General features: G+C 36.8%; 21 protein-coding genes and 2 pseudogenes. 14 read left to right on the top strand and 9 right to left on the bottom strand.

Translation table 11 applies throughout. The annotated features are described in order from the left end of the window. Both csuE and C1642_RS17530 read left to right on the top strand, forming a co-directional pair. Positions 1–587, top strand: a pseudogene (gene csuE / locus C1642_RS19855) (Csu fimbrial tip adhesin CsuE); the annotation flags it as partial. 113 nt (positions 588–700) lie between these two features. Further along, positions 701–1,222: a hypothetical protein gene (locus tag C1642_RS17530; protein ID WP_000960787.1), complete on the top strand. Its 522-nt coding sequence runs from the start codon at positions 701–703 to the stop codon at positions 1,220–1,222. 33 nt (positions 1,223–1,255) lie between these two features. On the opposite strand, the gene C1642_RS19065 is transcribed toward C1642_RS17530, so the two are convergent. The 5 genes from C1642_RS19065 to C1642_RS17505 form a co-directional block, all read right to left on the bottom strand. Further along, positions 1,256–1,489 (bottom strand): hypothetical protein, encoded by a 234-nt coding sequence (locus C1642_RS19065; protein ID WP_000437834.1) that lies wholly within the window; start codon positions 1,487–1,489, stop codon positions 1,256–1,258. 429 nt (positions 1,490–1,918) lie between these two features. Then, positions 1,919–3,406 (bottom strand): glycine betaine/L-proline transporter ProP, encoded by a 1,488-nt coding sequence (gene proP / locus C1642_RS17520; protein ID WP_001260521.1) that lies wholly within the window; start codon positions 3,404–3,406, stop codon positions 1,919–1,921. Between the two features lie 389 nt (positions 3,407–3,795). Then, positions 3,796–4,416: an NUDIX hydrolase gene (locus tag C1642_RS17515; protein WP_001000110.1), complete on the bottom strand. Its 621-nt coding sequence runs from the start codon at positions 4,414–4,416 to the stop codon at positions 3,796–3,798. A 134-nt stretch (positions 4,417–4,550) separates the two neighbouring features. Next, a complete protein-coding gene (locus C1642_RS17510) occupies positions 4,551–5,309 on the bottom strand; it encodes an HD domain-containing protein (protein WP_103236656.1) in 759 nt (252 codons plus the stop codon). 112 nt (positions 5,310–5,421) lie between these two features. Next, on the bottom strand, positions 5,422–5,931 hold the full coding sequence (locus tag C1642_RS17505) for a GNAT family N-acetyltransferase (RefSeq protein ID WP_103236655.1): 510 nt from the start codon (positions 5,929–5,931) through the stop codon (positions 5,422–5,424). Positions 5,932–6,668: 737 nt separating this feature from the next. On the opposite strand from C1642_RS17505, the gene C1642_RS17495 reads away from it, so the two are divergent. The 6 genes from C1642_RS17495 to C1642_RS17470 all read left to right on the top strand — a co-directional run bounded on the left by C1642_RS17495 (position 6,669) and on the right by C1642_RS17470 (position 12,367). Next, positions 6,669–7,223, top strand: a complete 555-nt coding sequence (locus tag C1642_RS17495) for a TetR/AcrR family transcriptional regulator (RefSeq protein ID WP_103236654.1) — start codon at positions 6,669–6,671, stop codon at positions 7,221–7,223. Between the two features lie 234 nt (positions 7,224–7,457). Continuing rightward, entirely contained in the window at positions 7,458–8,348 is an 891-nt protein-coding gene (locus C1642_RS17490) for a DMT family transporter (RefSeq protein ID WP_103236653.1), read from the top strand. A 232-nt stretch (positions 8,349–8,580) separates the two neighbouring features. After that, entirely contained in the window at positions 8,581–9,198 is a 618-nt protein-coding gene (locus C1642_RS17485) for a paraquat-inducible protein A (protein ID WP_000768111.1), read from the top strand. Next, positions 9,186–9,992, top strand: a complete 807-nt coding sequence (locus C1642_RS17480) for a paraquat-inducible protein A (RefSeq protein WP_032068806.1) — start codon at positions 9,186–9,188, stop codon at positions 9,990–9,992. The genes C1642_RS17485 and C1642_RS17480 overlap by 13 nt, the downstream gene beginning before the upstream one ends. A gap of 7 nt (positions 9,993–9,999) precedes the next feature. Further along, entirely contained in the window at positions 10,000–11,667 is a 1,668-nt protein-coding gene (locus C1642_RS17475; protein ID WP_086231041.1) for an intermembrane transport protein PqiB, read from the top strand. After that, on the top strand, positions 11,657–12,367 hold the full coding sequence (locus C1642_RS17470) for a PqiC family protein (RefSeq protein WP_000791361.1): 711 nt from the start codon (positions 11,657–11,659) through the stop codon (positions 12,365–12,367). Before C1642_RS17475 ends, C1642_RS17470 begins: the two co-directional genes overlap by 11 nt. An 86-nt stretch (positions 12,368–12,453) precedes the next feature. Here the strand turns inward: C1642_RS17470 and C1642_RS17465 are convergent, their stop codons facing one another. Beyond that, positions 12,454–12,906, bottom strand: coding sequence for an Rrf2 family transcriptional regulator (locus C1642_RS17465; protein ID WP_001258367.1), 453 nt, complete (start codon positions 12,904–12,906; stop codon positions 12,454–12,456). Between the two features lie 106 nt (positions 12,907–13,012). On the opposite strand from C1642_RS17465, the gene C1642_RS17460 reads away from it, so the two are divergent. Beyond that, complete coding sequence (locus C1642_RS17460; protein ID WP_085941335.1) at positions 13,013–13,912, top strand: NAD(P)/FAD-dependent oxidoreductase; 900 nt, start codon at positions 13,013–13,015, stop codon at positions 13,910–13,912. Between the two features lie 318 nt (positions 13,913–14,230). Next, positions 14,231–14,959 (top strand): aspartate/glutamate racemase family protein, encoded by a 729-nt coding sequence (locus C1642_RS17455; protein WP_000848607.1) that lies wholly within the window; start codon positions 14,231–14,233, stop codon positions 14,957–14,959. 14 nt (positions 14,960–14,973) lie between these two features. On the opposite strand, the gene yddG is transcribed toward C1642_RS17455, so the two are convergent. After that, positions 14,974–15,885, bottom strand: coding sequence for an aromatic amino acid DMT transporter YddG (yddG, locus tag C1642_RS17450; protein ID WP_103236652.1), 912 nt, complete (start codon positions 15,883–15,885; stop codon positions 14,974–14,976). Positions 15,886–16,235: 350 nt separating this feature from the next. Between yddG and C1642_RS17445 the strand changes: the two genes are divergently transcribed. Then, positions 16,236–17,603 carry a PQQ-dependent sugar dehydrogenase gene (locus tag C1642_RS17445; RefSeq protein ID WP_000957805.1) on the top strand — a complete coding sequence of 456 codons (1,368 nt, stop codon included), beginning with the start codon at positions 16,236–16,238 and terminating at the stop codon, positions 17,601–17,603. Positions 17,604–17,630: 27 nt separating this feature from the next. Then, complete coding sequence (locus C1642_RS17440; RefSeq protein WP_001166576.1) at positions 17,631–18,083, top strand: GNAT family N-acetyltransferase; 453 nt, start codon at positions 17,631–17,633, stop codon at positions 18,081–18,083. 66 nt (positions 18,084–18,149) lie between these two features. Here C1642_RS17440 and C1642_RS17435 read toward each other — a convergent pair whose 3' ends face one another. Beyond that, positions 18,150–18,779: a TetR/AcrR family transcriptional regulator gene (locus C1642_RS17435; RefSeq protein WP_103236651.1), complete on the bottom strand. Its 630-nt coding sequence runs from the start codon at positions 18,777–18,779 to the stop codon at positions 18,150–18,152. Positions 18,780–18,855: 76 nt separating this feature from the next. Then, positions 18,856–19,044: a hypothetical protein gene (locus tag C1642_RS17430; protein WP_000780012.1), complete on the bottom strand. Its 189-nt coding sequence runs from the start codon at positions 19,042–19,044 to the stop codon at positions 18,856–18,858. A 288-nt stretch (positions 19,045–19,332) separates the two neighbouring features. Between C1642_RS17430 and salA the strand changes: the two genes are divergently transcribed. Then, positions 19,333–20,610, top strand: coding sequence for a salicylate 1-monooxygenase (gene salA, locus C1642_RS17425; protein WP_103236650.1), 1,278 nt, complete (start codon positions 19,333–19,335; stop codon positions 20,608–20,610). 42 nt (positions 20,611–20,652) lie between these two features. Beyond that, a pseudogene (locus C1642_RS17420) lies at positions 20,653–20,928 on the top strand (aromatic acid/H+ symport family MFS transporter); the annotation flags it as partial.

The following is a 20,928-nucleotide window of genomic DNA, read 5'->3' as shown; positions in this document are numbered from 1 at the left end:
CGGGTGTTTATCGAGCCGACTCACCGTTAAAAGTAAAATGGTTCTATTCTGTGCCCGCAGTTGCGATTGTGGGAATCGGTGCCTTCTTTGAGAGCCCTGGGTTTAAACGTGGGGTATTAGGTATTGGTTTTAACTGGGGAAGTGGGGCAGACTCGCTTGGTTCACTCTCAATTACTGTACTGCCAGACTGCCGAATTTTAGCTCAAGACGTAAACTTTGGTACGGCGGCGTTTGCTTCCAAGCTTGAACCTGTTCAGTCGTCTATGGGAATACGTTGTTCGGTAAATACACCATATTATGTGAGTTTAAATAATGGACTTTCCCCGCAAAATGGCAACCAGCGAGCCATGAAGTCACAAACGGGTAATACATTTTTAAAATACGATATTTTCAAGAATTCATCGAATGACCGATGGGGAAGCGGTAACGAGCGTTGGTCGAGTTTAAATGCAACAATTAACCCGGGGGTACATAACGGGGTAACTCAGCAGAACTATGTGTTTACTACAAAAATTGTGGATGAAAATGCAGACACTGTACCAGCGGGAACGTATCAAGATACGGTTACGGTACAAGTCGAGTTTTAAAAGCTGTTTTATATAGAAGATAAAAGCTCAGTTCATGGGCTTTTTGTCTTGAAAAATAGCTTACAATCAAATAATTATTTTAGGATTTAATTTTAGATTGATAAGGATCACCTATGTTAGTTATGTCTGATAAGCAGCAGCCTAAACATGTACTGACTAACATAGATTCATACATTCCTTTTTCTATTGAGTTCTCTGATAGTGGATTAGCTGATCTATACTGGCGATGTGGAAATGGAAAAACTTGTTTATTTGAACTAGGTTTAAGTAACACTGGCGAAGTAATTAATATTACTCTTGCATCAATAAATTCTAGTAACATTTTGAAAAACAATAATAAATATAAAATTCCATTTTTTGTGGAAAATTTCCTACCTAAATTTGATGTTTCAGAGTGGAATATATCTGAGGATTATTCAAGCATATTTAGAGATGATTTTAATTATGAGCTACAATTAATTGTAGGTTTAGATTACTTAGTTTTAACTTATTTAAATATTGAAAAATCAATATATTACTTTAAAAATGAAGAATTATATTTTGGTTTTAACTCTAATAAGGAACTTTCATCAATACATTTAACTAATATTACAGCGGAAGAAATAGAAATCATAAAAAGAAATTTCTCAGTTTAATACAAACTAATTTGAGATATTCACAACATATAACTACTCAAGCTCTAATTGATCATCATCTTTCGTAATTTTAATTTTTATCTTTTTATATTTCCGCTTATTTGGATCTAGCGCCGAGTTTATTACTTCATCGGCAAAAGGCGGGCACTGCATGAGTTTTGCATAAGCTCTATAGCCGATGCGTATTCGACTAGGCGGGCAATCGGTTCTTTTTGAATAGTATTCAATGAGTGAGTTCAGTTCTTGTAATAAAGTTTGCTGTTCCATCATACATACTTAACAATTAGATAACTCAAGCATAATAGATTTAAACCTTTTGCTGTGTAGCTGTTTATCATAAGCACCCATCAAAATTGTGATGCAGTTCTCTAAAATAACTTATATATGTATTAAGTTTGTTTTGGGGTAGGCTGAGGTGTTTTTTTAATTGAATTGTCACAATGGAAAGCTAAGTTAGACCTATAACAAAAACGAATGAAGATTGTTGCGAACAATAAAACCAAGAAGCAATTTTCAACTAAAGCTGGTCTGCTGTAATTAAGCTAATTCGAAAGAATTGGCTTTTTTATTTATTAAATATTATTCCTAATAATAGATTTACTAAGTTAATTCTTTTTTACTATCAAATTGAATGAAAAATATATTAAAAGAATAGCGACATTTAAGTCGCTACTCTTATAAAAAACGTTGCTTCACTCATGCTATATCAGGGTGTTTATCTGCAAGTTTTTGACGTTTTTGTTGAAGCTCCTGAATTTTCTGATCAATATTTTCAATTTTCTGTTCAATAGTTTCATGAAACTCTTCAAGTAACTCTTGTGCTTCCTCTATATTGTGAGCAATAGGCACGCCCCCAATTAAAGGCTTATTGGCTGTTTCCTTTAAATACATTGCAGTAGCAATACCTACCACCCCGCAAATCATCAAGTAATAGGCTGGAACCATCAGATTGTGGGTAGTTTCAACCAGCGTTGCGGTAAGAGTTGGGGTTAAACCAGCGATAACTACTGAGAAATTAAAGGCAATACCTAAAGCGCTATAACGGATTTCAGTTGGAAATAGGGCAGGTAAAGTTGATGCCATCACTCCGATAGACATATTGAGAGATAAAGCAAGAATAAGTAAGCCTATAAAAATTTGATAATTTACCCCAGAGTTAAGTAATACAAAGGCAGGATAGGACAAGAAAATAAGAGAAAAGCTTCCAATAAAAATAAATGGGCGGCGTCCGAACTTATCACTCAAATAACCAATCACAGGTTGTACAAATAACATGCCAACCATAACCGCAATAATAATAAGTGCACCATGTGCTTCTGAATAGCCTAAGTTATGCGAAAAATAGCTTGGTAAATAAGTTAGCAACATGTAGTAAGTAACGTTAGTGCTGATTACGAGACCAATGCACACCAATAAACTACGCTTATGTTTAACAAAAATTTCTTTGAAACTAAATTTTTGGGGTTTACTTTTTTGTGCTTGTTGCTCTGAATGCTGTTGATATACAGGGGTTTCTTCAAGGCGATTACGTAAATATAAACCGATTATGCCCAGTGGTAGAGCGAGAAAGAATGGAATACGCCAACCCCACTCGGCAAAACGTGCCTCACCCACGGCGTGTGTGATCAAGGCGACAGTTGCAGCCCCAAGTACAAAGCCGGCTATCGATCCAAAATCAAGCCAGCTTCCCATAAAGCCACGTTTTCGGTCTGGAGAATATTCAGCTACAAAAATCGCAGCACCTGAGTATTCACCACCAATGGAGAAGCCTTGTACAATTTTTACGATGAGTAAAAGAATAGGTGCCCATAAACCGATTGTTTCATAAGATGGAATAAGGCCAATACCAAAGGTACTGATGGACATAATAATGACAGTAATGGCCAGAACTTTTTGACGTCCGTATTTGTCACCTAAATGTCCAAAGAAAAGACCACCTAATGGACGGAAAATAAAAGGTACTGAAAATGTAGCAAGCGCGGCAATCATTTGCACGCTTGGTGAAGCATCTGGGAAAAATACTTTACCGAGAACGTATGCCACATAACCATAAACTCCGAAATCAAACCATTCAATTGCATTACCTAATGCAGCTGCAGTAATCGCTTTTTTGGTTTTTTCGTTCTCGATGATATTGATATCATCAATCTCAATAGGTTTTACTTGTTTTTCAGATGTGCGCATATCTAGCCTAAGAATTGAATCTCAGTATTTAAAGTGAAAATATACGGTTTTAAATACTGAATTAAAAAATTGCAGAATAAAGAGACAGAATAACGATAAGTTACTCAAGAAAAGGGAATTAAGAGGTGTTCTCTTAATGAACAACAAGATAGCAAGAGAGAACTAATTGTTTGTTTATGTTAGAGTTTTAAATTGTGGAGAAATTGTATGGATAAAGTTACATAAGTTTACTTAGTGGTAAAACTGAATCATGAGGTAAGAAAATTATATAAAAATTGATAAAAGACATGAGATTAGCATAAAAGTTAAGCGCTATTTTTTGAGTTTAAAAGACCAAGTTTTTTACTTTTCATATACAAAAACTGAGCTTGCCTTATATTAGGTTTTCATTAATCAAACTTCGTTGCTTCAGGGATTGACTCTAAATAATCAAAAAATTGTTGAATCTGTTCTTCAGTTACACGTGCTGTAGAAATCGGGGGTAATTCATCTCTACCAAAGAAGCCAACTTCTGGTGTTTCAATACTCGGGGTAAGTTCGCCATCAATGATTTCGCACCAGAAAAATGCCTTATACACATGTAAAAACATTGGAGGATGAGGGTGCTTGGTTCTATCAGTTAAAGCTAATAATTTAATGGCTTTAACCCGCAATCCTGTCTCTTCTAAAACTTCTTTTTCTGCATTTTCCGATGCTGAGTAGCCTACATCAGCCCAACCACCGGGAACAGACCAGCGTCCATCGCCAATTTCTTTTGCTAATAACAATTTATTTTCTTTAAACACAACTGCTCTAACATCTAGTTTGGGAGTCGCATAACCTACATCTTGAAGAACATTATTAATAAAATTTTCTGTATTAATTTCTTTTAGTTCTAATAGATGTTCAATATGCCCTAAAAGCTGCTCATAACGTTCTTTGTCATAAACATCTTTTGAGTAATGTAAACCTGTTTGAGCGATACCAGTAATTTTATTTAGAATTTCTAACCACTTAACTGAATCATTCATTAGAACGGGTGCCTTTAATTTATATCTTTTACATATATTAAGGCATACTCATGCTAAGAAATATTAAACAGTTGTTAATCGAAATTTCTAGTCATGATAGAAAGTAGTTTTATAACTAATATGTTTTATTAAAATTATTCTTTATATAAATTTGATTTAATCATGAGGGGTAATCCAAGGTCATATAATAAGCCTGTTCGCGAACTCGGAACATTTTTTCTCTCTAAATTAATAAGTTTAATGAATTCTTTATTAAATTGATTTCTAGGATATTTTTCTAAAATTTCATTTCTAAAAGATAAGGGGAGCTTATATTGGTTGTCACTAATTACATCACAAGAAGCACCTTGCTGTAATAGAACAACTTCAGGTGGATCAGAATCCTCTATATATCCATTCATGTGTAGACATATAGCATCTTTAATCACTTCGCTTTTCTTGTCATCAAAGTTATATTCTTTCGCCTTTTGCTCAAATTGTTTAGCGCTCTCATATGTAAAACATTGACAGCCTTTACTATGCATATGTTGCTCAGTTAGACCAATATCATGAAAAAGTGAAGCTAATAAGAGTAACTCATGGTCAAACTGCTGGTTTTGTAAATGACCTAGGGCGGCTCCCCAGAAGTATGTTCGCCATGAATGATTGTAAATAGATATACTCGCTTTTGATTCTAGTTCCTCAAGGGCAATTTTAATCATTTGAGTATCTGGTATTACAATTTGCCCTATATCAAAATCGTTACCAGTTTGAAATCGATAATAATTTATTTTTATAGAACTCAGGATGCTAGGCACCATAATTTTTTGAATTAATTTAATTTTTTCTTTGAAGCTGAGCTGACCATTTGTAGTTTGCATCCAGTGATATGAACCAATTCTTATATTTTTCATTATTAGACCTTATTTTAGAGTAATTACTCTAAAATATTGCCATAGCAGTTATTTTGCAAGTTGTATCTTTTATGAAGCTAATAGCCATTTGATTAATATGGTTTTTATAGAATTAAAAGCTAACAGGAATTTCATAGGTTACAACTTCGTATTTGGGGCCAGTAAACTTTGAAACTACTTTACCTCCTAAAGATTCAGCAATTTTTCGACTTGGGTAGTTGTCTTCGGCAACGGGATAAACAAATAATTCCGGCTTAACAAAGTCAATTGCCCACTTTGCTACAGCAGTTACAGCTTCTCTACCATACCCATGATAGTGGTAATCTTCGCGTATCCATATGCCTAACTCTGGGTTACTTGTTTGTATACGGTGTAGTCCTACAAGACCTATAAATACTTGAGAAGATGTCTCTCTAATAACAAAAATAATTTCAGTGCCAAGAGCAAAGTTCGTTAGCCAATTACTCCAAGTTTGATCGAATTCATGCCTTGGTTGAGGATCCCAAGCCATATAGCGTGTGAGCGTAGGGGTAATACAGTTATAGGTTTCATCTGCATCATTTGCGGTAAATGGTTTTAGGGTAAGCCTTTGAGTAGAGAGCATTACTGTATTTAAAGTCATAATTATCCTTGTATAAATAAATTAAATTGTTATCAAAAATATATGATTCATACTCAAGCTAAAGTAAACAATAAACTTTTATTAGGCATATATACTACGTTTTATATAAATAATTTATAAACTCAAATGAACAATAAATTTTAATTATTTATCCTTACTTTTTAATGATCTATTTTAAAACAAATGTCATTTTGTGTGCTTGACTGTAATAGGGCAGAGCACTATCCTTTGCCTGCTGGCCTACATTGCCAGCCGGCTTTGACAGGCTGATTTAGACCGCATCAGAGTTATTTCTTCTGAGGAATAGTTCTGTGTGTAAGCTTCTCGTCTCCTCCCGTAGCGGTAGGACGGGAGAGGGACACCTTCGGGTGTGCTGGCGTCTAACCAGTCTGTCAACCTTCTCTCGTTCTGCCACCATAATCATTTGACAGTGATTCGGTAGAACTTCTTTAGACATGAGGAGTTTTCTATGCGTACTATTTCTTATTTATTGGCCTTTGCCAAATTCTCTCTATTTATACCGCCTAAACAGTCATTAAAACGGCTCAATAGTAGACCGTAGGTTTTCTACGCCTTAAGCATCGTTACGACTCAAAATCATAGCAACAATAAACCCGAGATAGGCGAGCACACCATTTTGTGCGGTTTTCGCATGCCTGTATTTAGCACTCATTTTAAGAGTGACGGCATTTTTATCTCTTTTTACATACAACAAAAAATTATTTTAAGCGGTATACATGAAAAATTTAGGCACTTCATTTAGAGCATTACACGTGCTCCACATAGCATCGGATTTATTTAAACAATACGGGTTTCATAAGATTGGGGTAGACCGAATTATTAGCGAAACTAAAATTTCCAAAGCTACTTTTTATAACTACTTTCATTCAAAAGAACGTCTGATTGAAATGTGCCTCTTACTTCAAAAAGACACATTAATGGAAAAAGTAAGAGTGGAGATAGAAACGACTCACTATTCAACTTTCGCTCATAAACTCAGGCAAATCTATCTCTTACATGCCAATTTAAAGAGCGCTTATTATCTGTTGTTTAAAGCAATTTTTGAAATTAAAACGAGTTATCCTACAGCTTACCAAACGGCAATACGCTATAGACGATGGATTAAAAATGAAATTTTCTGCCTGCTTATGGAAACTAAAAAAGCCGTTTCATATGCCGAAGCGGAAATTTTTATATTTATGATAGATGGGACAATTTTAGGACTTTTGACTTCAGACAGAGCCGAAGAACAAACCAAGTTGTTAGACTATTTTTTAGTGAGGGTTAACTAAATTTATTGCGCTAAAGAATCAGTATTTTAGAATGAATTAACTATCTTTTTATTTTGAAATAATGATTTCTTAATTAAAAATTAACATGATTAATCTTTTATTTTATTGTTCTAGATTTTAAAAAGGACAAGTTATTTAGACTGAAAACTCACGAAATACTAAGAAAGAGTGAGTTTATAAAATCTGAAATAAAAATAGATGAAGACTTAACAATATAAATTTTTGGAGAAATTCGTGGATGATCATCATTTAAAAAGAAAAGTCGGCACGCTTGAAATGGTCGTAGCCATGCTGCTTTCAGGGAGTATTGGTCTATTTGTGATTAAGTCAGGTCAATCACCCGTTAATATTGTATTTTTCCGTTGCCTTATTTCAGCATTGTGTTTAATACCGATTTGTTACTTCTATGGTCATTTTAGAAAAGTATACTTCGGTAAAAAAGAACTGTTTTTAATGGTGACTTCGGGCCTTCTAATTATTTTTAACTGGGTTCTACTGTTTGCCGCTTTTCCTAAAACTTCTATTTCTTTAGCGACGATTGTTTATCACGTGAACCCGTTTGTCATTTTATTTTTAGGGGCTTTGGTCTTTCATGAAAAGCTCAATAAAAATGATGTGCTATGGACCATCATTGCTTTTATAGGGCTAATCGTGATTATAGGCTTAGGCAGTGCTTCGGTGAACACTAATGAGTTGGTCGGCTTGGGGCTGGTTCTTATTGCCACAACACTTTATTCAATATCGGTATTAATCACTAAAAAATTAAGTAATACACCGCCGTTATTAATTGTATTTATACAAACCCTGAGCGGGGCGATTGCCATGACTCCATTTATGTCGGTTTTTGAAAACCCGCCGATCGGTCAACAATGGCTGTTTGTGGTCGGATTGGGAGTTTTGCATACTGCATTTCTCTACTATTTAATGTATTCGGCGATTAAGAAAATACCTTTAAATAATATTGCGATCTTATCTTTTATTTATCCAATATCGACCATAGTGATTGATTATTTCTTCTTTGATCATGTGTTGACCAGTACTCAAGTTTTAGGTGCAGGTTTAATTTTATTAGGCGTATTGGGTGTGAAGTTGCATTGGAATATTTTTGCGTTGAAGAGCGCTTAATTTTATTCAAATATAATATCCATTTAATTTTAAACGTGTTAAAAGCTCCTTTGAGAAAAGGGGCTTTTAGTTCTTTTTCTTTTATTTAATAAGATAATTCATTGATGCGGTCACTAATTTTTTCTTGAAGAAATGAGATTAGTTTGGCACATTGCTTATAAATACTATTTTAGGCAAGCGTTATAGCAAGCAGTTATTAGCACAGTAAAACGATAAATCTTAGAGTATAACTATGAAGCTTAAAGAATTAGCAGGTTGTGAGGAGTGCGATACCGTCTATCGTAGAGTCCCGCTTGCTTACGGAAAAAGAGCTTATTGTGTCTGCTGTGGTGCAGAGCTTTATCGGCATACCAAGCCTTTTACTACATTGTTAGCTCTAATTTTAACGGCCCTCATTGTATTTGTTATTGCCAATAGCTTTCCCATTGTCAAAATTGAACTGCAAGGCAACATATCCGAAACCACTTTACTGGGCGCCGTGTGGGTAATGTTTCATTACGATCGGGCATTTGTCGGTGTTCTTATTTTAATTACTACATTCATTGTGCCACTTACGTATTTGTTATTGCTGGGCTATGTACTCGGTACGGTCAGTATATTAAAGAAACGCCCCCAATTTTTAGTCGGTGCCTTGCGAACACTTTATTTTATGAGAGTGTGGGGAATGGTTGAGGTGTTCCTGATTGGAATTCTGGTCACGCTTGTAAAGCTAATGGGCATGGTTCTTGTTATTCCGGAAATTGCTCTATGGGCATTTGCGGTCTTGAGCCTATTAATGGTTTATATTACTTCCGTAAAGGTGAGTGATATATGGAATGAAATTGATAGGTCACAGCCATGGCAAAAATAAAAAATGTGACTCCTGAAAAAATCACAAATACCAATATGATTTTAAAACAATATCCAAGAGCCAAAGATCTTTCACTGATATTGTGTCATTGCTGTGGCTTATTGAATTCCTCAAAAGTAAATAAAACTGATGCTCATAAAAATCAAATTCTCCGCTGTGTTAGATGCCATAGCGTTTTGCACGAGCGTAAGCCGGGAAGTTTAAATCGTACCTTCGCTTTAGTGGTGGCTGCGACCATTCTCTATATTCCTGCAAATGTCCTTCCTATGACCGTAACTGACTCTCTTTTGGGCCGTCAGCAAGATACCATCATGAGTGGGGTCATTTACTTTTGGCAAAGTGGAGACTATTTAGTATCGGTGGTCATTTTTATGGCGAGTATTTTTATTCCGATGCTAAAGCTTCTTATTTTGTATTTCCTGTTGTTGGTTGTATATATACAGTCATCTGTGGCGTGGAAGTTTGCACCGGAGCAATGCATTAAACTCTACCGAATTGTTGAGTTTGTAGGGCGCTGGTCCATGATTGATGTGTTTGTGGTAGCCTTACTTACTGCTCTCATTCAAATTCAATCACTTGCAACTATTTTAGCGGGACCGGGTTCAATTGCTTTTGGTGCGGTTGTGGTTTTAACCATGTTTGCGTCTTTAAGTTTTGACCCACGTATTATTTGGGATAATTTTTATGCATCTCAAAATACAAATAAACCTAACCGTGTTTCTTCGGAAAAAAACACAATTATTCAGGCAGAACACTCGCCTTTGAATAATGATTCCATTAATCCCAGTCAATAAAAGAACAATGAGTATGTCTGAAAACAAAACAACCAGTGAGACCTCAGATCATCATGAAACAGATGTTGAACTGGAAAACATGAATGATTTACCAGAACCCCAAGAAAAGAAAAATCGGTGGAAGCCTCTACTAATCTGGATTATTCCACTTATTGCGCTGCTGATTGCGCTTTCTTTGGCGGTGAAAGCATTACTTTCTAATGGACCAACCATTGAAGTATCTTTTCGTACTGCCGAAGGTTTAGTCGCAGGTAAAACGACAGTACGCTATAAGCAGGTAGACATTGGGGTGGTACGGCAAATCGATCTTGCAGAAGACCGATCTCACATTATTGCGCGCATTGATTTACGTAAGGATGCAAGCAATTTTGCTGCTCAAGATTCACGGTTCTGGGTAGTGCGTCCACGGATTGGGACAAGTGGGGTTTCAGGCATCGACACTTTATTGTCGGGTTCATATATTGAAGTAGATGGCGGGAAATCACCCGAGAAAAAACTTGAATTCACAGGTCTAGAAATACCGCCAGTGATTACCTCCGATGTGCCGGGCAAAGAGTTTTTCTTGAAAGCCGATGATTTGGGATCTTTAGATATTGGTTCGCCAATTTATTACCGAAGAATTAACGTAGGACAAATTACAGCTTATAAGCTATCTGATGACGGTAAAAGCGTAGAACTTCAGACGTTTATTCGTGCGCCGTACGATAAATTTGTAACGACTGACACACGTTTCTGGCAGGCAAGTGGTATTGATGTGACGTTAAATGCTTCAGGCTTTAACTTAGATACTCAATCGCTTGCAAGTATTGTGGCTGGTGGTATTGCGTTTGGTTTCCCTGAAAACTCAAATGGGACTGTCGCTGCTAACAAGAGCCGTTTTAATCTTTGGGACTCAAAAGCTGAAGCATTAAAAGAGCCGGACGGTCTACCACGTGGCGTAATTATGTACTTTGATCACTCATTACGTGGTTTGGCTGTAGGGGCGCCAATCGACTTCATGGGTATTGAAATTGGTAGTATTAAATCAATTAATGCAGAGTTTTATAACAACTATAAGCAGATTCGCATGCGTGTTGAGGCAGTGATTTATCCTTCACGCGTTGAAAACGGCCAAGCACTTAATCCAAACAGCGACATTTTCAAAGATTTTGTTGAGCATGGATGGCGTGCCCAAATGAGAACCGGCAACCTCTTAACGGGTCAAAACTATATTGCTTTAGATAAGTTCCCTAAAGCAAAACCTGCCACTCTACAAATCTTGAATGATGGCCGTGTGGTAATTCCAACCACTGCAACAGAGTTAAGTGGTTTACAGGCACAGGTTTCCCAAATTGCTGATAAGTTAACGAAATTCCCACTAGTCGAAATTGGGCAGGATGTTCGCAAAACGCTTAAGAATATGAATACAGCCATTGAGTCTACCGACAAGCTGGTTAAACAGTTAGATGGTAAAGTTGCCCCTGGTTTACAAGCAACCTTAGACGATGTTCGTAAAACTGTAAGATCTTCCGAGTCTATTTTGTCAAGCGATGCGCCGTTACAACAAGACGTACGTAAAGCACTACAACAAATGACTCGTGCGGCTGCGTCATTACAGTTAATGGCAGACTATATTGAACAACATCCTGAATCTATTATTCGTGGTAAGAGACCAGAGGCCAACGATGAAAAATAAAAAGAACCGATCATTGCAACACTCTAAAGTAGCCAAATGGCTGCTTGGGAGTGGAGTGCTTTTGACAGCGATAGCCATGACAGCATGTTCTAGTTCACCAACACCAAACTATTATACGCTTACACCTAAAGTGACTCCGGTCTCGAACTCGACCGTGCAGGTGATTGAGGTCTTGCCGGTCGGGATTCCAGATCGCTTAGACCGTGCGCCACTGGTGCTACAAGACAGTAATGGTAAGTCGACTGTACTTGATAATGAGCGCTGGACATCGACTTTGGGTACACAATTACGCGATACCTTATCGGCTGGTTTGCAACAAAAACTTGGAGCAATTGACAGTTATAGCAGTGGGCTTTCTGGAAACAATCAGCCTCTATATCGAGTTTCTACTGACTTTTCTCATTTTGATATTATAGATAATAGCAATATCAACGTTGCCGTATCTTGGGTAGTGAAGCGCCAAATACCGCCTACGCAACTAGAATCAACGAATCCGAAAGTAATCTCGAATAGAGGAGCGCAGCTCAATTGTAGAATTGCGTTTAAACAGCCGATTGATCAAAAAGCTAAAAAAATGGAAGCAATTGTAAGTGCTTCAAATGAAGCGATGAGTCAAATTATTAATACCATATCTTCTTCAATTGTGGCGCTAGATTCAAATAAAAAGATGAACATCAATAACGGTATATGTTCATCTTAATAAAGACTTATTTGTTATACGTTTAATAAAAGGCTCCTTATGGCTAAGGAGCTTTTTAAGTTAAAAGCATGTGAGGAAAAAATTACTCAATGTGAGTGTTGTGAATCCCATCCTTTTTCGATACAAATTTGATCAAATGATTTTGCAAGATCGGCTAGGGTAGTTCCTTTTAAGCGCTGGATCAAAATCGCCTGTGCAGCTTGAATACTTGCATCTAGAGCTGCATTGACGACTTGTTCTACTGCACATTCTGGATTTTGTCTTTCATTGCCGATTGCAAAAATTGTAGGTTCACCAACAGCATTATAAATATCAAAAAGCGTAATTTTTTCTATATCACCAATTAAATGCCAGCCACCACCAGGCCCTTTTTCTGATTGTACGAAGTTAGCCTGTTTTAATCCAATCATAGTGCGACGAATGACTACAGGATTAGTTGATAGCATTTTTGCAATTTCTTCAGAAGTAAAACTGCGGTTTTGCCTTGCCATATGTAAAAGTACGTGAAGTATTCGGGAAAGTTTATTGTCTGTACGCATAAGCAAAAAAAAACAGCGCAATTAATAGGATGGATAAAATGTAACATGAAAAGTTGCAAATTAAAATAAAAAGCATTAATGTAACTTCATAAGTTACTTATTAAGGGTGCACAAAATGCTTTACGACGTTACGATTATCGGCGGCAGTTATGCGGGTTTATCAGCAGCAATGCCGTTAGCCCGCGCACGTAGAAATATTGCGATTATTGATGCAGGGCAAAGAAGAAATCGTTTTGCTGAACATTCTCATGGGTTCCTTACCCAAGATGGAACTCGAGCTAGTGAAATTGTTGAAATTGCAAAAAATCAATTAGAAGCATATAGCACTGTTCACTGGAAAAATGGATGGGTTAAACAAATCGCAAAAATAGATGAAGGCTTTTGTATTTGTATTGATGGGGTAGTTTCCATTCAGACAAAAAAAATTATTATTGCGGCAGGAGTTAACGATCAGTTGCCGGAAATATCTGGTTTGGCTGAGAGATGGGGAAAAACGATTTTTCATTGCCCATATTGCCATGGATATGAATTACAACAAGGGAAAATCGGTATTTTGGCCACTTCTGAGCACAGCCTGCAATTGGCGATGATGTTGCCTGATTGGGGGCCAACTACACTTTTACTTAATGGAGATGATCAACTCATCCATACAGAATGGCATACTTCCTTGCAAAAACGTGGTGTAGTTGTAGAACCAGGTTTTATTCAGGAAATTAGAGCGAATGCTGAGGTAGTTTTTACGGATGGAAAGATTATTGCTCTAGATGGACTGTTTGTTCCTACACGTACCTATATTACTCAACCTTGGGTGGCTGAGCTTGGATGTGAAGTCGAAGACACACCGTTTGGACAAATAATCAAAACAAGCGCGACAAAAGACACCACAGTAAATGGAGTTTTTGCTTGTGGGGATATTGCACGTTTAGGTGGTTCAGTACCATTCGCAGTTGCAGATGGAATGATGGCTGGGGTGAGCGCTCACCGTTCACTTGTTTTTAATGTGTAATTTTAAAATACCTTAAAATTTTAGAATAAAGCTTGTACATTCTTCACATATACATAATCACGCATCGATTTTATTTAGGCAATTGCTGGCTAAAAAACCTATGTGCTGATTGGTAACTATTTCTGCAAAAAGCTCTGCTACTCCTTGGTTACAGCAGAGCTTCTTTTTCATTTTTTAGTAAAAACTATTAAGAAGTACAATTGTCCCCCCACTTAAAATGCTAAAAGTAGAAAGAATGTAAAAAAGCAATTTTATTCTAGCTGTCTATTTATCTAAGAAGATATAGATAAGCTTTAGGTCCAGTAAAAGGTTTAAATAATGAAAACAATCGGTTTACTCGGCGGTATGAGCTGGGAATCTACAGCACTTTACTATCAACAAATTAATAGAATGGTTCAGAACAAGTTAGGGAAACTACATTCAGCCAAAATCATTCTAAATAGTGTCGATTTTGAAGAAATAGCAGCCTTACAATCGAAAGGTTTATGGCAAGAAGCTGGAGCCTACTTAGCTGAGCAAGCAAAAAATTTAGAAAAAGCAGGGGCAGACTGTATTTTAGTCTGTACTAATACCATGCATAAAGTAGCGCCTCAAATTGAAGATGCCATTACGGTTCCATTTATACATATTGCTGATGCCACAGCAAAAGAAATTTTAAGTCAAAACATCCGTAAAGTTGCACTGTTGGGAACCGCTTTCACCATGGAGCAAGACTTTTATAAAGCCAGATTACAAGATCGTGGAATTGAGGTGATTATTCCAAATGATGCAAATCGGAAAATAGTACATAGCATTATCTATGAAGAGCTTTGTTTAGGTGTGATCAACCCCGATTCGCAACACAAATACACGACCATTGTTGAAGAGTTGATTGGGCAGGGTGCCGAGGGCATTATTTTGGGGTGTACCGAAATTTGTATGTTGATTGGTGATATCAAATTTTCTGTGCCACTATTTGATACCACCACCATTCATGCGAAAGAAGCTGTAAATTTTGCATTAAAGCAAAAAACGGCAGTCCGTTCTATTGCTGCTGGTTCGGTATAAATACTCATCAGCTTTTAATTTATTCTGAAATAGGAACGAATCACAGCCCAATTTGTTGAAAGCCAGCAGATCAGTGAACCCGCCGTGACCATGGCTGTACCTTGCCAAAAACTGATTGATAACTCTGTCTGTAAAACCAGCATGGCAAGTAAAGATGAAATGATTGGGGTAAAATAAGAAGCAACCACCAGCATGGTAATGTTGCCATGAATAATGCCAATATTCCATGCTGCATAACCGAGGCCAATTGCAGCAGAAGCAACGATTAAAGATAAAATTGTATTTAAATCGAGTGAAGGCAAACTCACTTGGCCGCTAAAAAGTAATTTTAGCCACAAGGTTATGGCAACACCAAGAAAGAAAATAGAAATAGGGTTTTGTCCTTTACCCATTTTCTTGGTCAACACACAGTAAAAAGCCCAAATAATGGCACCTATAAAGGCCAAAATATAACTTAAAGGATTACTATGAAAATTATCGACAACACGACCTAAACTAAAATCTCCGTTCCCGGTCTGAATAAAAATGATACCGGCAATTGAAATGAGTAATCCTAAAATAATAAACACATTAAATTTTAACTCTCTAAAAATAACAAAAGCTAAAACAGTCAGGCTTGGCCAAAGGTAGTTCACAATACTTACTTCAATCGCTTGTTGCGCTGTCTTTGAATAGGCAAGTGCAAACGAAAAGCAAAGCTCATAAGCAATAAATAAAATTGCCCCTAAAATTAAGTATTTTTTAGAAATTAATTTAAAATTTGGCACCCTAAAAATAATGAGCAGGAGTAAAGCACTTAAGGTATAGATCAGCGTAATGCCAACATCTGGACCGATTACGGTCGTAATATGTTTTACAAAGCCCACCATAGAGGCCCACATTAGGATGGCACTTAAACCAATCAAGGTTGCTAAATTTTTTGACATAAGAAATAAATGAACTTAATTGAACACCTGAGCTACAGTGAAAGTTAAAAATAATTAAAGTAAGTCAGGGTAAAGGAATTTTTAATTAAAAAATAGGCACAATAAACCAAATTACCTAATAAGTATTATCAGCCAACATAAATACTTTTGGTAATTAAACTAAATGCCAGGTATTAATTTATAGCTAAGCATTAGAATAAGTTAAACCTCTAGCAAACACCCAGTTATGTATTAAAATTTTAAAAATATAGACTGTAATGCTCAGTACAGTTAAATAAATCAACTATAAGTCTCTCTTCTAAAGCATTACCCTGTGTTTATTGCGAAAAAATAATAAATGGAGATAAAAGATGCTTACACGTTTTTTACTGCCGATTTTGGGCACTACCGTTTTAGTTACAGGCTGTGCTTCTTCCTCTCAATATCCGATTAACGAGAGTTATGGTCCGGAACCAAAGTTACCTGAACCGAAAACAAGCTTATTTCCAACCGTAAATATAGCACCGGCACAAGGTTGGCCAAGTGGTGTGATGCCGACTCCGGCAGAAGGTTTAAAAGTAAAAGCATTTGCTAAAGGACTTGAGCACCCACGTTGGCTCTATGTATTACCAAATGGTGATGTGCTGGTGGCTGAAACGGATGCTCCGCCTAAACCTGAAGACAGCAAAGGGATTAAAGGCAAAATTATGACCTTCGTAATGAGACGGGCAGGGTCATCTCATCCAAGTGCAAACCGAATTAGTTTACTCCGTGATACGAATGGCGATGGTATAGCTGACCAAAAAACGGTATTCCTTAAAAACCTAAACTCACCGTTTGGTATGGCACTGGTAGGCAATCATTTATACGTTGCCAATACGGATTCACTCATGCGTTTTCCTTACCAAGAAGGTGAAACCCATATTACTTCAACCGGTACTAAAGTATTGGACTTACCGGGTGGGCCTCTAAACCACCATTGGACCAAAAATGTTATTGCCAATCGTGAAGGTACAAAGCTCTACATTACCGTTGGCTCCAATAGTAATGTGGCCGAAAATGGTCTAGATCAAGAAAAAGGCCGTGCACAAATTATGGAGTTTGATATTGCAAGTGGTCAGTCACGTCCATTTGCAACAGGACTGCGTAATCCAAATGGTATGGCTTGGCAGCCTCAAAGTGGCAAACTTTGGACAGTTGTAAATGAGCGCGATGAAATTGGTAGTGATTTAGTGCCCGACTATATGACGTCGGTACAAGATGGCGCTTTTTATGGCTGGCCTTATAGTTACTATGGTCAACACGTAGATGTACGAGTCAAACCACAAAATCCTGACATGGTAGCTCGTGCAATTAAACCAGACTATGCTCTAGGTAACCACACTGCTTCGTTAGGTCTTGCATTTTATACAGCCGAACTCATGCCACAATTTAGAGGCGGAGCATTTATTGGACAGCACGGTTCTTGGAACCGTAAACCACATAGTGGATATAAAGTCATTTTTGTGCCATTTAGAAGTGGTCAGCCCTCTGGTCCACCGCAAGATATTTTGACAGGATTTTTAAGTGAAAAAGGCAAAGCGTATGGGCGTCCTGTCGGGGTAGCAATTGATTTTTCCGGTGCAGTATTAGTCGCAGATGATGTTGGTAATACGATTTGGCGTGTCTCACCAGTTGCTGAAACAACTTATGAGAGTCCAACCCAGCAATCCATTCGTAGTTCAGTAACTCAACCTTAAAAAGGTTGGGCAAAATAGGTTTATTTTATGCAAATATTACGGTTATCTGATTACCCTCAATACAAAGAAATGGCTGCACAGTGGTTTTCTGAAAAATGGCAAATCCCTGTGGAAGCCTATCTTGAGAGTATTCAGATTTCCATTGATCAAAGGCATGCTATTCCACAGTGGTACATTGTTTTAAATGAAAATAAGCATTTAATTGCTGGAGCAGGAGTCATTGATAATGACTTCCATGAGCGTAAAGATTTAACACCAAACTTATGTGCTTTATTTGTAGAAGAGAACTATCGAAACCAAAATATTGCAAAACAGATTTTAGATTTTGTACGTGAAGACTTGAGTAATCAGGGCATCCAAACACTTTATTTAATAACAGACCATACCGAGTTTTATGAAAAATGTGGTTGGCGGTTTTTAACTTTGGTAAAGGATGAGGAAGGCGAGATGGTACGTATGTATGTAGCAGATACTTTTTAATAGAACTTAAAAAATATTAGATAAAAAGCCTTTAATATGAAGGCTTTTTTAACTATCTTATGTAATTCATGAAACTTTTGAGTGGAATAAAGCATTTAAATTTGAGTAAAAAATATGATTAATAGATATTGACTCACTCTCTTGTAATATTCCGTTATATAAAATACCCATCCAGATGGGAGCCACAATAAGTAGTGCAAATTCTGCAGGTGTACAGGTTAGAGAGATTTCTTTACGCTCGTGGGCAATCGTAGCTAATTTTTCAAACTCACGTAGATATGGAGTCACCATCTTATTAAAATAAATTTCTTTAAGCTGAGGAAAGTTTTGTCCTTCTTTAATCACTAATTTAGAAATACCATCACGTCCTGATGAATAGATAGATTCAATAATCTGTTCAAAATGTTTATATAAAAACTCATATACGCTTTGATCTGGCTTTAGAGTATCCGCTTTAACCACCATAAATTCTTCATTCAACATAATATTAATGACCCCTTCAAAGAGATCTTCTTTGGTTTTGAAATAACAATAAACAGTGCCCACCCCGACTTGAGCCAAATCCGCAATATCTCTAATTTTGGTATTTGCAAAGCCGACTTCTAAAAATTTTTTTAAAGCGGCCTTTAAAATTGAATTTTTAGTAGCTTCGGTTTTTTCTATGCTTGGACTACGATTTCTTTTAACAGTATTCATAAATAAATATATATAAGAAAGATCCCATACAAAAAATAGCCTCTATATAGAGGCTATATAACTAATAGTTAGTTAATTATTTTGCAGGAGCAGCTTCAGATGCAGCTACTTCCGAAGCTGCTTTATCTGTATTAGCTACAGGTACTTCAACAAATTTTGATGGAGAAGCTTGGGTAGTTGGTGTAGCTGTAGTTTGCTCAGCAGCAAAAGTTTGAACTGATGCAAAAAGAGCAAGACCCGCAAAAGATAATTTAACTAATTTCATAACTATACCTTTAAATTAAAACATACACTACAGAACGGAATGTTTTTAATTGAATTAATAAAATTGAACAAAAGTTCATTTTTAATTTTATTTTAAGACTAGATTCTAAGTCAATGTGTTAGAAATAAAATTTAAGAAAAACTTAATAATTTAAGGAGTTATTTAATCCTTAAACTGAATTATTTAATTTTTAAATAATTGAACAAAAAAAATACTAATTGGACTTTATAAGCCAACTTCTCAAAAATGAATATGTGAAAACGATAATGATGTTTAAGGAACAAACACATGAATACATATATTCGAATTGCCGTGGTTGGTGGTGGTATTGCTGGTCTGGCTTTAGCAAGTAATTTAAGTAAACACGCCCATTTAGACGTGCAAATGTTTGAATCTGCACCTCAGTTTTCTGAAATTGGGGCAGGGATTTCTTTTGGTGCCAATGCAGTTAAAGCGATTGAACTGTTAGGTTTAACCAACGAATATCATGCGATTGCAGATAAAGTATCGGCTCCATTTCAAGAGGTTTGGTTTCAATGGCGCAATGGCTATACCGATAAATATTTATCTGCATCTATCGCGGCAGGTGTAGGGCAGTCATCTGTTCATCGTGCTGATTTTCTAGATGCAATTATTCCTCACATGCCTACGCAAAATGTCCATTTTTCTAAACGTCTAGAGGCGATTGAAGAACAAGATGATCAGGTGATTTTGCATTTTAATGATGGTACTCAGCATGAATGTGACTATTTGATAGGGGCGGACGGTATCCGCTCTGTGACACGCCAATATGTTTTAGCTTCTCATCATTTACCACCAGTTCATCCTCGTTTTTCAGGAACTTGGGCATATCGTGGCATTATTTCTCACGCTTCATTTAAAGAAGCTTTGCAGCAAATAAATGGCGATACAGATTTAGCAGATATTCCCCAAATGTTATTGGGCAAAGATAAACATATTTTAACGTTCCCAATTCGTAAAGGGGAGCAAATTAATATCGTTGCTTTCTGCTCAAACCGCGAAGATACGGTATTACCAGCCGATACACCGTGGACTAAGCCTGTAGATAAAGCTCAAATGCTTTCCGATTTTTCAGACTGGAGTGAAAGCTGTCAAACATTACTCGGTTTAATTGAACAGCCTACTATTTGGGCCTTACATGAAATTGAAGAACTCTCGACTTATCAAAGCGTCTCGGGACGTGTGATTCTTATGGGTGACGCTGCACATGCCATGTTACCTCACCAAGGTGCAGGGGCAGGCCAAGGTCTTGAAGATGCATTAATCCTTGCAACTTTATTGTCGACAAAGAACTTACAAGCAGATCAATTAACCGATGTGTCTGCCATCTATGAAAATTTGCGTTTAAAACGCGCTTGTCGTGTTCAACAAACTTCTCGTGAGTCTGGCGAAATTTATGAATGTTATTCAGCTCAATACCCAACATTTGCCGCAATTGGCGAACATCTTGAACATCGTTTTGACTGGTTATGGCAACACGATCTAGAACAGGATGTTGCAGAAGCACAGCAACAATTACATCAGCTAGGAATGGCAACTATTTAAATAATTTTTTGTTTTACACACAATTTGCTAAGGAAAGCAATTATGGAAAAACTAAATGCAAATCAATTGATTGATGATGCAAGATTAACGTCCTTACATTGGCGAGTGATCTTGCTGAGTGCACTCATAATTATTTTTGATGGCTATGACTTAGTCATTTATGGCGTTGCATTACCCAAGCTTATGCAACACTGGCAGTTAGATAGTATGACTGCTGGATTGCTGGGCAGTGTCGCATTATTTGGCATGATGTTTGGTGCCATGATTTTCGGTAGCTTAGCTGACAAATTAGAGTCCTATGGCTTTAGCCGTAAGCGT

The sequence above is a fragment of the Acinetobacter sp. AKBS16 genome (assembly GCF_002899995.1).
GTDB lineage: Bacteria > Pseudomonadota > Gammaproteobacteria > Pseudomonadales > Moraxellaceae > Acinetobacter > Acinetobacter baumannii.
Note: the sequence above shows the minus strand (reverse complement) of the source record. Positions and strands in the feature narration are given on the sequence as shown.

Coding starts and splice junctions, on each gene's coding strand:
- C1642_RS17530 (WP_000960787.1), top strand. CDS start 701: ATGTTAGTTATGTCTGATAAGCAGCAGCCTAAACATGTACTGACTAAC.
- C1642_RS19065 (WP_000437834.1), bottom strand. CDS start 1,489: ATGGAACAGCAAACTTTATTACAAGAACTGAACTCACTCATTGAATAC.
- proP (WP_001260521.1), bottom strand. CDS start 3,406: ATGCGCACATCTGAAAAACAAGTAAAACCTATTGAGATTGATGATATC.
- C1642_RS17515 (WP_001000110.1), bottom strand. CDS start 4,416: ATGAATGATTCAGTTAAGTGGTTAGAAATTCTAAATAAAATTACTGGT.
- C1642_RS17510 (WP_103236656.1), bottom strand. CDS start 5,309: ATGAAAAATATAAGAATTGGTTCATATCACTGGATGCAAACTACAAAT.
- C1642_RS17505 (WP_103236655.1), bottom strand. CDS start 5,931: ATGACTTTAAATACAGTAATGCTCTCTACTCAAAGGCTTACCCTAAAA.
- C1642_RS17495 (WP_103236654.1), top strand. CDS start 6,669: ATGAAAAATTTAGGCACTTCATTTAGAGCATTACACGTGCTCCACATA.
- C1642_RS17485 (WP_000768111.1), top strand. CDS start 8,581: ATGAAGCTTAAAGAATTAGCAGGTTGTGAGGAGTGCGATACCGTCTAT.
- C1642_RS17480 (WP_032068806.1), top strand. CDS start 9,186: ATGGCAAAAATAAAAAATGTGACTCCTGAAAAAATCACAAATACCAAT.
- C1642_RS17475 (WP_086231041.1), top strand. CDS start 10,000: ATGAGTATGTCTGAAAACAAAACAACCAGTGAGACCTCAGATCATCAT.
- C1642_RS17470 (WP_000791361.1), top strand. CDS start 11,657: ATGAAAAATAAAAAGAACCGATCATTGCAACACTCTAAAGTAGCCAAA.
- C1642_RS17465 (WP_001258367.1), bottom strand. CDS start 12,906: ATGCGTACAGACAATAAACTTTCCCGAATACTTCACGTACTTTTACAT.
- C1642_RS17455 (WP_000848607.1), top strand. CDS start 14,231: ATGAAAACAATCGGTTTACTCGGCGGTATGAGCTGGGAATCTACAGCA.
- yddG (WP_103236652.1), bottom strand. CDS start 15,885: ATGTCAAAAAATTTAGCAACCTTGATTGGTTTAAGTGCCATCCTAATG.
- C1642_RS17445 (WP_000957805.1), top strand. CDS start 16,236: ATGCTTACACGTTTTTTACTGCCGATTTTGGGCACTACCGTTTTAGTT.
- C1642_RS17440 (WP_001166576.1), top strand. CDS start 17,631: ATGCAAATATTACGGTTATCTGATTACCCTCAATACAAAGAAATGGCT.
- C1642_RS17435 (WP_103236651.1), bottom strand. CDS start 18,779: ATGAATACTGTTAAAAGAAATCGTAGTCCAAGCATAGAAAAAACCGAA.
- C1642_RS17430 (WP_000780012.1), bottom strand. CDS start 19,044: ATGAAATTAGTTAAATTATCTTTTGCGGGTCTTGCTCTTTTTGCATCA.
- salA (WP_103236650.1), top strand. CDS start 19,333: ATGAATACATATATTCGAATTGCCGTGGTTGGTGGTGGTATTGCTGGT.